The 14,776-nt window shown below is 74.4% G+C and carries 11 protein-coding genes; 6 read left to right on the forward strand and 5 right to left on the reverse strand.

All coding sequences use genetic code 11. From position 1 onward, the window contains the following. Positions 1-105: 105 nt before the first annotated feature. Positions 106-1,911 carry a 3-hydroxyacyl-CoA dehydrogenase family protein gene (locus tag E4U91_RS29520; RefSeq protein WP_137309620.1) on the reverse strand — a complete coding sequence of 602 codons (1,806 nt, stop codon included), beginning with the start codon at positions 1,909-1,911 and terminating at the stop codon, positions 106-108. A gap of 401 nt (positions 1,912-2,312) precedes the next feature. Between E4U91_RS29520 and E4U91_RS29525 the strand changes: the two genes are divergently transcribed. Continuing rightward, complete coding sequence (locus tag E4U91_RS29525; RefSeq protein ID WP_137309621.1) at positions 2,313-2,888, forward strand: adenylosuccinate lyase; 576 nt, start codon at positions 2,313-2,315, stop codon at positions 2,886-2,888. Positions 2,889-2,922: 34 nt separating this feature from the next. On the opposite strand, the gene E4U91_RS29530 is transcribed toward E4U91_RS29525, so the two are convergent. Then, a complete protein-coding gene (locus E4U91_RS29530) occupies positions 2,923-3,321 on the reverse strand; it encodes a RidA family protein (protein WP_137309622.1) in 399 nt (132 codons plus the stop codon). Positions 3,322-3,374: 53 nt separating this feature from the next. Then, positions 3,375-4,955: an alpha/beta hydrolase gene (locus E4U91_RS29535; protein WP_137309623.1), complete on the reverse strand. Its 1,581-nt coding sequence runs from the start codon at positions 4,953-4,955 to the stop codon at positions 3,375-3,377. 266 nt (positions 4,956-5,221) lie between these two features. Between E4U91_RS29535 and E4U91_RS39220 the strand changes: the two genes are divergently transcribed. Continuing rightward, on the forward strand, positions 5,222-6,253 hold the full coding sequence (locus E4U91_RS39220; RefSeq protein ID WP_168218189.1) for a peptidoglycan recognition protein family protein: 1,032 nt from the start codon (positions 5,222-5,224) through the stop codon (positions 6,251-6,253). Positions 6,254-6,317: 64 nt separating this feature from the next. Here E4U91_RS39220 and E4U91_RS29545 read toward each other — a convergent pair whose 3' ends face one another. Beyond that, entirely contained in the window at positions 6,318-6,659 is a 342-nt protein-coding gene (locus E4U91_RS29545) for a DUF6233 domain-containing protein (RefSeq protein ID WP_137309624.1), read from the reverse strand. A gap of 45 nt (positions 6,660-6,704) precedes the next feature. Further along, positions 6,705-7,799: an Rv2578c family radical SAM protein gene (locus E4U91_RS29550; protein WP_241678737.1), complete on the reverse strand. Its 1,095-nt coding sequence runs from the start codon at positions 7,797-7,799 to the stop codon at positions 6,705-6,707. 181 nt (positions 7,800-7,980) lie between these two features. On the opposite strand from E4U91_RS29550, the gene E4U91_RS29555 reads away from it, so the two are divergent. From E4U91_RS29555 to E4U91_RS29570, 4 genes are all read left to right on the forward strand, one after another. After that, on the forward strand, positions 7,981-8,430 hold the full coding sequence (locus E4U91_RS29555; protein WP_137309625.1) for an SRPBCC family protein: 450 nt from the start codon (positions 7,981-7,983) through the stop codon (positions 8,428-8,430). Between the two features lie 158 nt (positions 8,431-8,588). After that, on the forward strand, positions 8,589-11,117 hold the full coding sequence (locus E4U91_RS29560; RefSeq protein WP_422070916.1) for an MFS transporter: 2,529 nt from the start codon (positions 8,589-8,591) through the stop codon (positions 11,115-11,117). A gap of 182 nt (positions 11,118-11,299) precedes the next feature. Next, a complete protein-coding gene (locus E4U91_RS29565; RefSeq protein WP_137309626.1) occupies positions 11,300-13,843 on the forward strand; it encodes an ATP-binding SpoIIE family protein phosphatase in 2,544 nt (847 codons plus the stop codon). A 150-nt stretch (positions 13,844-13,993) separates the two neighbouring features. Then, on the forward strand, positions 13,994-14,719 hold the full coding sequence (locus E4U91_RS29570) for a methyltransferase domain-containing protein (protein ID WP_137309627.1): 726 nt from the start codon (positions 13,994-13,996) through the stop codon (positions 14,717-14,719). Positions 14,720-14,776: the final 57 nt, after the last annotated feature.

A 14,776-nucleotide genomic window follows, 5' to 3' on the forward strand; every position in this document is an offset into this window, starting at 1 on the left:
TGCGCCGGTCCGGCGGTTCCCCCGGCCGGCGGGCGCGGGACGGGGGCGGCCGGGCCCAGCAGGCCGCCCCAGTCCGTGTCCGCCGGGAGCCGGCCGCGCGGGCGGTCAGCGCCGGGCATATTCGCGGAAGCCACGGCCGGTCTTGCGGCCGAGGCAGCCCGCGGCCACCAGGTGCTCCAGCAGCGGGGCCGGGGCGAGCCCGGGGTCGCGGAATTCGCGGTGCAGCACCCGCTCGATGGCCAGCGAGACGTCGAGCCCGACCACGTCCAGCAGCTCGAACGGGCCCATCGGGTAGCCGCCGCCCAGCTTCATCGCCGCGTCGATGTCGTCGAGCGAGGCGTAGTGCTCCTGGACCATCTTGACCGCGTTGTTGAGGTAGGGGAACAGCAACGCGTTCACGATGAACCCGGCCCGGTCGCCGCAGTCCACGGCGTGCTTGCGGATCGTCCCGCACACCTCGCGGACCGTGGCGTGGACGTCGTCGGCGGTCAGCACGGTGCGGACCACCTCGACCAGCTTCATGGCCGGCGCCGGGTTGAAGAAGTGCATGCCGATCACGTCCTGGGGACGCGAGGTGGCCCGGGCGCACGCGACGACCGGCAGCGAGGAAGTGGTGGTGGCCAGGATCGCGCCCGGCTTGCACACCTTGTCCAGCGCCTCGAACAACTGCCGCTTCACGTCCAGGTCCTCGGCGACCGCCTCGACCGCGAGGTCCACGTCGGCGAAGGCGTCGTAGGAGCCCGCCGGGGTGATCCGGTCCAGGGTCTTCGCGGCCGCCTCGGCCGTCATCCGGCCCTTGTCGACGGAGCGCGCCAGGGACTTCCCGATGCGGGCCCGCGCCGCCTCGGCCTTCTCCTCGCTGCGGGCGGCCAGGACCACGTCGTAGCCCGCCTTGGCGAACACCTCCGCGATGCCGGAGGCCATGGTGCCCGAGCCCGCGACGCCGACCGAGCGCACCGGGCGGCCCGGCGTGGCCGCGGCGCCCTCCCGCGGGGTCAGCGCGTCCGGCACGACGGTGGCGCTGCCCGGGGCCTCGTAGGTGTAGAAGCCGCGCCCCGCCTTGCGGCCGGTCAGGCCCGCCTCGCTCAGCTGCTTCAGGATCGGCGCGGGGGCGTGCAGCCGGTCGCGCGACTCGGTGTACATGGCGTCCAGGACCGTGCGGGCGGTGTCGACGCCGATCAGGTCCAGCAGGGCGAGCGGGCCCATCGGCAGGCCGCAGCCCAGCCGCATCGCGGCGTCGATGTCCTCGCGGGAGGCGTACTTGGCCTCGTACATCGCGGCGGCCTGGTTGAGGTAGCCGAACAGCAGCCCGTCCGCGACGAACCCGGGGCGGTCGCCCACCGCGACGGGCTCCTTGCCCAGTTCGAGGGCGAGGTCGGTGACCGCGGCGACGGCCTGCGGCGCGGTCAGCACGGAGGAGACGACCTCGACCAGCTTCATGGCCGGCGCCGGGTTGAAGAAGTGCAGGCCCAGCACCCGCTCCGGGCGGGCCGAGTCGGCGGCCAGCCGGGTCACGGACAGGGCGTTGGTGCCGGTCGCCAGGACGGCCGTGGGCCGCACGATCGCGTCGAGCTCGCGGAAGACCTGCTGCTTGATCTCGTACGACTCCGGCGTCACCTCGATGACCAGGTCGGCGTCGGCCGCCGCCCGCAGGTCGGTGGAGGTGGTCACCCGGGCGAGGACGCCGGCGCGCTCCTGCTCGGTGAGCCGGCCGCGCTCGACGGCGCGGGCGGTGGAGGACTCCAGGGCGGCGACGGACCGCGCGGCCTGGGCCCCGCTGATGTCGATGCCGATCACCTGGCGGCCGGCCTTGGCCAGCACCTCGATGATGCCGGTGCCCATGGTGCCGAGGCCGACCACGGCGACGGTACGGAGCGGGGACTGGGACGAGTCGGACTGGGGAGTGGCCATCGCGGGACTCCAGGATGAGGGTGACGACTGGGAACGCCCCCCGGTGCGCCGAGGCGGCGCACCGGGTGCGTGAGGGATGCGGGTGTCTTCGGGCTGCGAGCGCACACGCCCGGTCCTGCCGTCACCGCGGGCGCGCACACGCCCGGCCGATGCACGGAAGGGGATCCGGCCGGCCCTGTCCCGGGGCCTGGCCGTACTGCGGTACCTGGGGCACCGAACCGACTGCTGCTCCCGACGGCTGCGTCACCAGGCCGTCGTGAGGCGTTGCTGCGAGTGGGTGACTCGCTCGTCTGAGCTTAACCGGTGAGTAACGAGCGCGCCAGACCCCAGCCGGATGCGAGCCCGACCCAAGTGTGTGATCTGCCTCCTGCGGTCCGAGCGGGCCGCCTACGCTCGGCGTCATGGACGAAGAGTTGCGATCACTCACGGAGCGCTTACGGCGGGAGTCGGGCGGCACGGCGGACTTCGAGCGGCTCGCCGCCACCGACGACACCGAGGTGCTGGCCGGGGTGCTCACCGCGCCGGCGCAGCCGCTGTGGGCCCGCGAACTGGCCGCGTTCCGCCTGGGGTCGGCCGGGGACCGGCGGGCCTTCGAGACCCTCGTCCTGCTGCTCAACCACCGCGACCCGCCGCGCTGCGCCTCCGCCGCCCACGCCCTGGCCCGCCTCGGCGACCCGCGCACCGCCCGCGCCGCGGCCGCGCTCGCCACCAACGAACTGCGCGTGGCCTACGCCCTGCACCCGGTGCGGTTGCTGGTCGACCTGCGGGCCCCGGAGGCCGTGCCCGCCCTGATCACCACCCTGCGGCGCCGCCTGCGCCCGCACGACCCCTACCGGCGGGTCGCCCTGGCCTGCGTCGAGGGGCTCGGCGCCCTGGCCGACACCCGGGCCCGCCCGGTCCTCACCGAGGCCCTCGCCCACCCGCCCCTCGCCGAGGCGGCGGTGCACGCGCTGGCGCGCATCCCGCGGCAGCGGTAGGAACACACCCCCCTCAGAGGTGCGGTCGGTCGCGTCAGGCGGCCACCACCGCCAGGGCCTCCACCTCCAGCAGGAACTCCGGGCGGACCAGGGCCGCGACCTGGACGGCCGAGGAGGCGGGCAGGCGCTCGTCGGGCACGTGCGCGGCGCGGGCCTCGCGCACGGCCGGCAGGTGGGCCATGTCCGTGACGAAATAGGTGAGTTTGACGACGTCGTCGAACGTCGCCCCGGCGGCGGCCAGACAGCGGCGGAGGTTCTCGAAGACCTGCCGGGCCTGGGCCGCCGGGTCGCCCTCGCCGACGAGCGCGCCGTGCTCGTCCAGCGGGAGCTGCCCGGAGACCGCGACGAGCCGGCCTGTAGCCGTCACGACGTGCGCGTACTGGGCGGCGGGGGCGACCCCTTCGGGGGCGGGGATCCTTGTCGGTCGGCTCATGCCTCCCATGATGGATCACGGGTCCGACGGACGGCCCCCGCCCCCGGCGTTCCTCAGCCGCGGAAGCCCAGCAGGCGGTGCAGCGTGGAGCCGCGGGCCGTACCGGAGGCCGCGGCCGCGGTGCTCAGCGGCTGCGGATCGGGCAGCGCCGCGCAGACCGCGTCGGCCCCGCCCGAGCCGCGCGGCACCGTGCCGTCGGCGAGGTACCTGGCCAAGTGGTCGTCCAGGCAGGCGTTGCCGCTCAGGGTGATGCCGTGGTTGCCGCCGCCCTGTTCGACCACCAGGCTCGAGCCGCGCAGCATCCGGTGGACCAGCGCGCCGCCCTCGTACGGGGTGGCCGCGTCGTTCGTCGCCTGGAACAGCAGCGCCGGCGGCAGCTTGCGGTTGGTGACGTCGACCGGGCGCAGCGAGGAGGTCGGCCAGAACGCGCAGGGCGCGTTGTACCAGGCGTTGTTCCAGGTCATGAACGGCGCCTTGCCGTACACCGCCCAGTTGTCCGCCCGCCAGCGCGACCAGGTGCGCGGCCAGGCGGCGTCCCGGCACTGCACCGCCGAGTAGACGCTGTAGCCGTTGTCACCGGAGGCGTCCACCGCCGCGAAGCTCCGGTACGCCTCCACCAGCGGCTCGGTCCTCCCGTCGTTGGCGTACGCCGCGAACGCCTCGGCGAGGTACGGCCAGTAGCCGTTGTAGTAGCCGCCCGGCAGGAACGTGTCCTCCAGCTCCGACGCGCCCACGGTGCCGCCCGCCGGCTTCTTCGCCAGCGCCGTGCGCATCGCGTACCAACGGGACTCGATCCGCGCCGGGTCGGTGCCGAGGTGGTAGGTGGCGTCGTGCTGCGCGATCCACGCCATCAGGGCGCGGTGGCGGTCGTCGAAGGCACGGTCCTGGGCGAGGTTGTCCTCATACCAGACGCCGGTTGGGTCGACGATCGAGTCCAGCACCAGGCGCCGCACGCGCTGCGGGTACAGCTTGGCGTACACGGCGCCCAGGTAGGTTCCGTAGGAGTAGCCGAAGTAGTTCAGCCGGCGCACGCCCAGGGCCTGGCGGATCACGTCCATGTCCCGTGCCGTGTCCGGGGTGTCGAGGTACGGCAGCACGCTCGCGTACTTGGTGCCGCAGGCCGCGGCGAAGGCCTTGGCGCGCCGTACGTTGGCCCGCTCGACCGACGCGGTCAGCGGGAGCGAGTCCGGGCGGACCGGGTCGAAGTGGCCGGGCCGGCAGTCCAGGGCGGGCGTGCTCCGGCCCACCCCGCGCGGGTCGAAGCCGATGACGTCGTACTGGGACGCCACCGCCTTCGGCAGCGCGGAGGCGACGAACCCGGCGAGGGACAGGCCGCTGCCGCCGGGCCCGCCGGGGTTGACCAGCAGGGGCCCCTGGTAGGTGGCGGAGGTGTGCGGCACCCGGGACAGCGCCAGGGTGATCTGCCGGCCCCGCGGACGCGCGTGGTCCAGCGGCACCTTCAGGGACGCGCACTGCAGGGTCGGGTAGTCGTCGGTGCCGCACTTCTTCCAGCTGAGCTGTGCCGCTCGGGCGGTCTGCGGCGGCTGCGACGGGCTGGCGTCGGCGGGCACGGCGGTGAGGGTCCCGGCCATGACGGCGGCGGCACCGCACAGCACGGCTGCGCGTTTTCTCATCCGGTCCTCCCAGGACGGAGGGTGAGCGGACCGCGCGGGTCACGGCCCTCGCCGCATCGTTCCGGACCGGGGGCGCGGACGAACCCGTTCCGCCGATTCTTGACCCGATCGGGCCGCCGGAAGCCCTCGAACGCACGGCCGTTGACGGGCCGTCACCGCACGACCCCGGCGGGCCCGGTCCGCGTAGGCCGCCCCCGGCGGGGCAATAGGCCGCGTACGGCGGGACAACAGGAACGGGAGCGTCCGGCCGTGATCGGAGGACTGGCATGGCGACACCGCTCAGCGCGGACCGGCTGGTGGCCGCGCTCAAGGCCGAGGGCTGCACCGTCCACGAGGTGGCCGGCTGGCGCACCAACAACCGCAACCGGAAGGGCGCCTGGGGCCCGGTCCAGGGCGTGATCGTCCACCACACGGTGACCGGTCCGGGCACCGACGTGGTGGGCATGATCTTCCACGGGCGTTCGGACCTGCCCGGCCCGCTCGCCACCGGGTGCATCACCAAGAACGGCACGGTCCACCTGGTCGGCAACGGCCGTGCCAACCACGCCGGCGGCGGCGACCCGGCGGTGCTCAGGGCCGTCGCCGACGAGTCCTACGGCGCCCGGCCGCCCGCCCCGCACGAGCACGAGGGCAGCGCGGGCGCCGTCGACGGCAACTCCCGCTTCTACGGGTGGGAGTGCGAGAACCGGGGCGACGGCAGGGACCCCTGGCCCCCGGTGCAGTACACCGCGATGGTCAAGGCCACCGCGGCCGTCTGCCGCGCGCACGGCTGGAGCGAGAAGTCCGGCATCGGCCACCTGGAGTGGTCCGACCAGAAGCCGGACCCGCGCGGCTTCTCGATGACGACGTTCCGCGCCGACCTGAAGGCGTGCCTGGCACAACCGGCGGGCCGCTGGCCCCACGTGGAGGAGGACGAAGTGCCCAACAGCCTGTACGAGGCCAATGCCGTCGACGTCGACCTGCCCAGCGGCGAGTGGACCGCGCTCGCCTTCCGCAGGGACGGCGTCCTGCACACCGGGCCGGTCATCCACGACACCCTGGTCCACCTCTACGTCGACGACGCCACCGACCCGGGGACGAGGATCGAGGGCCGGTTCTACGTGACCGACCTGAACAACCGCAACGCCTCCGCCTACCTGGCTGTCGACCGGCGGGGCGGGGGAGGCCACCAGTTCGCGCACTCGGTGCCGGTCCCCGCCGGCAAGCGGCTGTGGTTCGAGGTACGGCCCACCACCCCGGACGGCCGCCCGGTACGGCTGCTGCACCGCGTCGTCTCCGGCCCCTACTGGACGGCGTGACGGCCCGGCATCGGAGGGCCGAGGGCCCGACGGCTCCGCCCCCCTGGGCCCCGCGTGCGGCCGCTCAGCCCTCCTGGTAGCCGAGCGCGCTGTCGGGCCGGCAGTGCGGGCAGGCCCTCACGCCCTCGGCGAGGGCACGGAGCGCCTGCTCCCTGCTGATGCCCCGGCTGCGCCGGGCGGCGTTCCAGCAGTCGCCGGCGTGGACGTACGCCGCCGGCGCGTCCCGGTTCAGCCCCAGCTCCAGCACCCACTCGGGTGCGGGCGGACGGGCCTCGACGCCCCGCTGCTTCTCGGCCTCCCGGCGCTCCTCCAGCGCGATCCACCAGCGGGTGCGCTCCAGGTCGCGCAGCTGCACGCGCTCGAGGAAGCGCAGCAGCGCGAGACGCGACGGACCGGGATCGTTCACACGTTCGATTTTAGAGCAGGGTGGGCCGGGTCGGCCCGGTGGGGCTCAGAGCAGGGTGAGCTGGGTCGGCCCGGAGGGTTCCGGCTGCTCGGCCGGCTCCGGGGGCGTGATCCGGCGGGGCATCCCCGCGCGCGTGGGGCCGATGCCGTACTCCCGCGCGAGGTCGTGGACCTGGCGGGTGATCCGGCGCTGGTACCAGGTCGGGGCGTAGGCGCCGTCCGCGTACAGCCGCTCGTAGCGCCGCACCAGGTGCGGGTGGTGCTGCCCCAGCCACGCCATGAACCACTCGCGGGCCCCCGGGCGCAGGTGAAGCACCAGCGGGGTGACCGAGGTGGCCCCGGCGGCCGCGATCGCGCGCACGGTGGCGCGCAGCTGGGCGGGCTCGTCGCCGAGGAAGGGGATCACCGGCGCCATCAGGACGCCGCAGTCCAGCCCGTGGTCGGTGAGGGCGCGCACCACCTCCAGGCGCCGCTCGGGGGCCGGGGTGCCGGGCTCGACGGTGCGCCACAGCTCGCGGTCGGTGAAGCCGACCGAGACGGAGACGCCCACGTCGGTGACGTCCGCGGCCTGGCGCAGCAGGTCGAGGTCGCGCAGGATCAGCGTGCCCTTGGTGAGGATGGAGAAGGGGTTCGCCCGGTCGCGCAGGGCCGACAGGATGCCCGGCATCAGCCGGTAGCGTCCCTCGGCGCGCTGGTAGCAGTCGACGTTGGTGCCCATCGCCACGTGGTCGCCGTGCCAGCGGGGCGAGGCCAGCTGGCGGCGCAGCACCTCGGGCGCGTTCACCTTGACCACGATCTGGGTGTCGAAGCCGATCCCGGTGTCGAGGTCCAGGTAGCTGTGCGTCTTGCGGGCGAAGCAGTACACGCACGCGTGCGTGCAGCCCCGGTAGGGGTTGACCGTCCACTCGAAGGGCATGCGCGAGGCGCCCGGCACCCGGTTGAGGATCGAGCGGGCCCGGATCTCGTGGAACGTGATGCCGCGGAACTCCGGCGTGTCGAAGGTGCGGGTGGTGACCGCGTCCGCGCCGAACAGCGCGGCGTCGGCCCGGCCGTGAGCGGATTCCCCGGACCCCGCGGACTCCGCCGGCTCCCCGGATGCCCCGTGTTCCGCGGGTCCCACTGTGAGGTTTTCCCAGCGCATGACGCCTCCTCGGTAGCGCAGACCCCACAATAGAACATCTGTTCCCATGATCGTGCGACTGCTTTGGCGGCTGCTCCGCGAGGGCCCTCGCCGGCCGCTTGCGGGGCCCCGATTTGGGCGGCCGACGGCCGGGGTGGTTGGCTTGCCCCAGCCCCGAGAAACCAGGACCTGGAGGAACTCAATGGCGCAGGTCGAGGCCACGACGGAACGGGTCGTCGCGGCGGACCCGGAGACGGTGTTCGACGCGATCGCCGACTACAGCGGCACGCGCGGCAAGCTGCTGCCCGAGCAGTTCAGCGAGTACGAGGTGCGCGAGGGTGGCGACGGCGAGGGCACCCTGGTGCACTGGAAGCTCCAGGCCACCAGCAAGCGGGTGCGCGACTGCCTGCTGGAGGTCAGCGAGCCGACCGACGGCGAGCTCGTCGAGAAGGACCGCAACTCCTCCATGGTCACCACCTGGCGGGTCACGCCCGCGGGCGAGGGCCGCTCCCGGGTCGTGGTGACCACCACCTGGCAGGGCGCCGGCGGCATCGGCGGCTTCTTCGAGAAGACCTTCGCGCCCAAGGGGCTCGGCCGGATCTACGACGCGATCCTCGCCCGGCTCGCCACCGAGGTCGAGAAGCCGGCGTAACCACCGCCCGTTCCTTGGGCGTTGGGCCCCGCTGGTCCCCGTCACCGGTTCGAGTGGTTCTCCTTTCGGACCGGTTCGACGCCGTAACTCGTCGTGCTTGCTCGGAGTTGTCGCTTTACGCGGGAATTGTGCGGCAGGTGCGACGAGGGGAGCGGCAGGTGCGCGGGAGCACGCTGGAGCGGGACGCGGACGCGGGGGCGGGGATCGCGGGGACCGCGGCAGCCACCGGGACGGCCCAGGCGGCCGGGGCGACCGGGGCAGTGGCCCCACCGGCCGCGGTGGCCGCGGTGGAGCTGCCGCCCGACGCGGCGCCCCCGGCGCCCGAACCCGGCGCGCGCCGGGTGCGGTTGGTCTTCTTCGCGCTGATGCTCGCGCTGCTGCTGGCGGCGCTGGAGCAGATGATCGTCGCGACCGCCCTGCCCAGGATCGTGGGTGAACTCCACGGCCTGGACAAGATGTCCTGGGCGATCACCGCCTACCTGCTCACCGCCACCGTCGGCCTCCCGGTCTACGGCAAGCTCGGTGACCTCCTCGGCCGCAAGGGCGTCTTCCAGTTCGCCATCGTCGTCTTCGTCATCGGCTCCGGGCTGGCCGGCCGGGCGCAGACCATGGACCAGCTCATCGCCTTCCGCGCCGTCCAGGGCGTCGGCGCGGGCGGGCTGATGATCGGCGTCCAGGCGATCATCGCGGACATCGTGCCGCCCCGGCAGCGCGGCCGGTACATGGGCCTCATCGGGGCCGCGTTCGGACTGGCCTCGGTGGCCGGCCCGCTGCTCGGCGGCTACTTCACCGACCACCTGTCCTGGCGCTGGTGCTTCTACGTCAACGTCCCCTTCGGGCTGGTCACGCTCGCCGTCGTCGCCACCGTGCTGAAGCTGCCCAAGCCCCGCACCCGGCCGCGGTTCGACGTCGTCGGCACCCTGCTGCTCGCCGCCGCCTCCACCTGCCTGGTCCTGCTGACCAGTTGGGGCGGCACCGAGTACGCCTGGGACTCGCGCGTCATCCTCGGCCTCGGCGCCGGCGCGGTCCTCGCCACCGCGCTGTTCCTCGTCGCCGAGCGCTTCGCCGCCGAACCCCTCATGCCGCTGCGGCTGTTCCGCGACTCCGTCTTCACCGTCACCGGCCTGGTGGGCCTCGTCATCGGCGTCGCGCTGTTCGGCGCCGCGAGCTACCTGCCGACCTTCCTGCAGATGGTCGACGGCGCCACCGCCACCGAGTCCGGGCTGCTGATGCTGCCCATGATGGGCGGCATCGTCGTCGCGTCCATCGTCTCCGGGCAGCTGATCAGCCACACCGGCCGCTACCGGCTCTACCCGATCCTCGGCTCGGCGCTCGCCGCGACCGGCATGTGGCTGCTCTCCCGCCTGGAGGTCGACACCCCCCGGCTCCAGTACAGCCTGTCGATGGCCGTGCTCGGCGCCGGCATCGGCATGGTGATGCCCGTCCTGATCCTCGCCGTGCAGAACTCCGTGCGCCCCGCCGACCTCGGCACCGCCACCAGCGCCAACAACTACTTCCGCCAGATCGGCGGCAGCGTGGGCGCCGCCGTCTTCGGCACCCTCTTCGCCGACCGGCTCGCCGACGCCCTCGCCGACCGGCTGCCCGCCCGCGCGGGCGCCGCGCTGCCCGACGCCGAGTCGATCACCCCGCAGCTCGTCCACACCCTGCCCCCGGCCCTGCGCGACGCCTACATCCACGCCTACGCCGACGCCATGCCGAGGATCTTCCTCTACCTGGTGCCGGTCCTCCTCCTCGGCCTGCTCCTCGCCTTCTTCCTCAAGGAGACCCCCCTGGTGAACACCGCCGCCGCGACCGCCCACACGCCCACCACCGGGACGGAGACCGAGCCCGTGACCACCCCGCACCCGCAGACCGTCCCCCACCCCGCGGCCGGCGGCGCCCCCGTCGCGTCCCGTGCGCCGCAGACGCCCGGCGTCGCCGTCTGCGGCACGGTCCAGCACTCCGACGGGACCGTGGTACCCCGCGCGGCCCTCACCCTCATCGACGTGGCCGGGCAGCAGGTCGGACGCGGCGCGAGCGGCGAGGACGGACGGTACGCGCTGGCCGCACCCGGCTCCGGGTCCTACGTGCTGATCGCCGCCGCCGGCGGGCACCAGCCGCAGGCCGTCTCCGTCACCGTCGGCGAGCGCCCCGTCGAGCTGGACGTCGTCCTCGGCGGCGCCGGACGCCTCGCCGGCAGCGTCGTCACCGCCGACGGCACCCCGGTGCGCGACGCCACCGTCACCCTCACCAACGTCCACGGCGAGGTCGTCGCGAGCACCCGCAGCGCGCGCGAGGGCGGCTACGTCATCACCGAGCTGGTGGCCGGCGAGTACACCCTCGCGGCCAGCGCGCCCGCCTTCCGCCCGGCCGCGCTGCCGGTCAGCGTGCAGGCCTCCCGCGAGACCCGCCAGGACATCGAACTCGCCGGGGGCGCCGTGCTGCGCGGCACCGTCCGCGCGAGCGGCGGCCGGCCGGTCGAGGACGCGCGCGTGACGCTGCTGGACGCGGCGGGCAACGTGGTGGACACCCTCACCACGGGCCCCGACGGCACGTTCCGCTTCGTCGACCTGTCGTCCGGCGAGTACACCGTGATCGCCGCCGGCTACCCGCCGGTCGCCACCGTGCTCCAGGTCGCCGGCGGCGGCCGCACCGAGCGTGACCTGCAACTCGGCCACGAGGACTGACGCCGCCGGGCGGCGGGAGCGCTCCCGCCGCCCGGCCCGGCAGGCGCGCGGACGGCACGGTTTACCCCTCCCGGCCATGGTCGAAACAATTCCGGGATTGACGCACACACGCCACACCCGGGCCGTACGGTGGGCCCAGCGGAACAGATCTTGCACAGCTCTGGGGAGAGAGGGCCTGGGCCATGGACCGTGGCACCGAGAGGGAAGCACCTCCCCGCCGCGGAACGGACACCGCAGGGCCGGGGGACCCCGCGGACGCGGGGCGCGTCCCGCTGGCCGTGGTCGTGGTGGACCGCGACGGCCTGGTGTCGCACTGGAGCAGCGGCGCCCGGCGCCTGTTCGGCGTCGCCAAGGAGGAGGCCGTCGGACAGCCCGCGGTCGACCTGCTGCCCGTCTCCGGCGCGCTGCCCGACGTGGACGACGACCTGCCGTACGACGACTACGCAGCCCTCGACGGGCTCGGTCCCGGCCTCGGCAGCTCCCTCGACCACGGCCTGTCCTACCCGGCGGCCGGCCGCGCCCGGCTGACCGTGCCCCAGTACGCCACCGGGGACCGGCCGGACCCCGGCGACCGGGTCGACGTGCTGTGGTGGGCCTACCCGCTCGTCGGACCCGGCCGGGAGCGGCTGCTGGTGCTCGCCGCCGACGCGGCCGGACTGCACGAGCAGGACGGTGGGGGCGGTGCCGACGGCCACGGCGGTGACGGCACGGGCGGGGCGCAGGACCCCGCCGACCCCTTCGCGGTGGAGCGGATCGCGCCCGGCTTCGCCCTGCACACCGACTTCCCCGGCGCCGAGGACCTCGCCGGCCGGCTCCCCGAGATCCTGCCCAGCATGAGCGTGGGGGAGAGCGCCCGCATCGTCTCGCAGGTCCTCGAACTGGGCTATCCGGTACTGGAGTTCAGCCAGAACGCGCGCGTCCCGGTCACCCCGGACTGGGGCGTCTCGCGCCGGGTGGAGCGCCGGGCGCGCCGCGAGCGGGCGGCCCGGGCCGCCGCCGAGGGGCTGCCGATACCGGACGACCTCGCGGACGAGGGCGAGGACCTGGAGTACGCCGCCGTCCGCGAGCGCCTGGAGTTCCTCAACGAGGTCAGTGGCCGCATCGGCACCTCGCTCGACCTCGCCCGCACCATCGTCGAGGTCAGCAAGGCCGTCGTGCCCCGCTTCACCGACGTCGCCGGCACCTACCTGCGCGAACAGGTCGTCGCCGGTGAGGGGTTCGCGAAGGGCGTGCCCGACACGACCACCCTGTGGCACCGGGTGGCCCTCGAGCACACCGACGAACCCGGCCGCTGGGACGACGTGGTACCCGTCGGCGAGGCGATGCCGTTCCCCGCGCACACCCCGTTCTTCCAGTGCATGACGACCGGCGAGCCCGTCCTGGTGCCGCGGATCAGCGAGCAGCTCGGCCACGCCATCGCCTCGCAGTTCGACAAGCGCGACATCCGGCCCCTGATCACGGGCCGCTCGATGCTGGTGGTGCCGCTCAAGGCCCGCAACGTCGTCCTCGGCTTCATGATCCTGCTGCGCCACCCCGAGCGCGCCGAGTTCAACGACATGGACAAGGTCACCGGCGCCGAACTCGCCGCCCGCGCCGGCCTCGTCCTCGACAACGCCCGCATGTACACGTACCAGGAGAGCGTCGCCGAGACCCTCCAGGACAGCATGCTGCCGCACATCCCGCCGCACCGGACGGGCTGCGACATCGCCACCCGCTATCTGCCCGGCACGCTCCTCGGCCGGGTCGGCGGCGACTGGTTCGACTCGGTGAAGCTCCCCGGCGCGCGCACCGCCCTGGTGGTCGGCGACGTGATGGGCCACGGCCTCAACTCGGCCGCCATGATGGGCCAGTTGCGTACGGCCGTGCAGACCATGGCCGCCCTCGACCTGCCGCCCGCCCAGCTGCTGCGCAACCTCGACGACCTCGCCCAGCGCCTCGGCGACGGCTACCTCGCGACCTGCCTCTACGCCGTGTACGACCCGATCGCGGGCGTGCTCCACCTCGCCAACGCCGGTCACATCCCGCCGGTGCTGGTGCGCGCCGGGGACGGCCGCAGCGAGCTGCTGGAGCTGCCCACCGGCGCCCCCATCGGCGTCGGCGGGGTGCCCTTCGAGTCGGTCGGGGTGCCCGTCGAGCCCGGTGACCGGCTGGTGATGTGCACCGACGGGCTGGTGGAGATGCGCGGCGAGGACATCGGAGTGGGCCTGGCGACCCTGTGCGCGTCGGCCGCCCACCCGGCGGCCTCCATGGACGACGCCTGCGACACCATCATCCGCGCCCTCAACACCCGCGGCGGCCGCAAGGACGACGTGGCCCTGCTGATGGCCCGCCTCAACGGCATCGCCCCCGAGGACGTCGCCGAGTGGCGCTTCCCGCCCGAGCCCGCCCAGGTCGGCCGCGCCCGCGTCGTCGTGCGCGAGCAGCTCCACGGCTGGGGCCTGCCCCGGCTCGCGGACCCGGCGGAACTGATGGTCAGCGAACTGGTCACCAACGCCGTGCGGCACACCCGCGCGCGCCCGGTCGAGGTCCGGCTGGTGCGCGGCGACACGCTGCTGTGCGAGGTGGACGACGACGACCACGAGCTGCCCACCCTGAGGAACGCCGGACCCGAGGCGGAGGCCGGACGCGGACTGCGCGTGGTCAGCGCCCTGGCCCGCGAGTGGGGCACCAGCCGTACCGGCGCCGGCAAGACGGTCTGGTTCGAGCTGACCCTGCCGCGTCGCTGAGGCCACGGGGACGTGTGGCGCCCGCGTCCGAACAGGGCGTGGAGGAAGTGAAGTTGTGCGCCGGGCGCTTGTCCGCGCGCCCCCGGGGGCGATAGACCGTACGGAACCGTCACTTGCGACGGACCGGCCGTGCGTCCTGGGGAGTCGGGCATGAGCGTGACCAGTCGGTACCGGGAGGCCTGGGAGGGCTTCTGGCGCGAGGCGCCCGGCGGACCCGGGGAGGTGCTCTGGGACGCGGACCCGGCGCTCACCGCGGAACTCCACCTGCCCCTGCTCACCCCCCACCTGCTCGACGCCGGGCTGCCGTTGGTCGACCTGGGCTGCGGCAACGGCACCCAGACCCGCTTCCTCGCCGGCCGCTTCCCGCACGTGGTCGGCGCCGACCTGGCCGCCGCCGCGCTGGACCACGCCCGCCGCGCCGACCCCGCCGGACGGGCGGCGTACCGGCAGCTGAACGCCGCCGACAAGGGCGAGACGCAGGCCCTGCACGCCGAACTGGGCGACGCCAACGTGTACCTGCGGGGCGTGCTGCACCAGTGCGACCCCGACGACCGGCAGCCCCTGGCCGACGGGATCGCCACGCTGGTGGGGCGGCGCGGACGCGCGCTGCTGGTCGAACTGTCCGAGGCCGCCCGGCCCGTGCTCGGGTCACTGGCCCAGGGCCCGTCGGGGCCGCCGCCGAAGCTGGCGACCGTATTCCGCCACGGGATAGCGCCCGGCGAGGTCGCCGACGACGCGGTGCCGCGCTACCTGCGCTCCGCCGGCCTGAGCGTCCTCGCCTCGGGGCGGGCGCCGCTCACCACGACCGAGTCCGGCCCCGACGGCACCACGGTGCGCCTGCCGTCCCTGTGGCTCGTCGCCGGACGCGAGGATTGAGCGGGCCGGGGGGACGGGGGCGCGGTCGCCGGCGCTCGTCGGGCCCCGCCACCTGCC

Source organism: Streptomyces lasalocidi, from assembly GCF_005280215.1.
Taxonomy (GTDB): domain Bacteria; phylum Actinomycetota; class Actinomycetes; order Streptomycetales; family Streptomycetaceae; genus Streptomyces; species Streptomyces longwoodensis.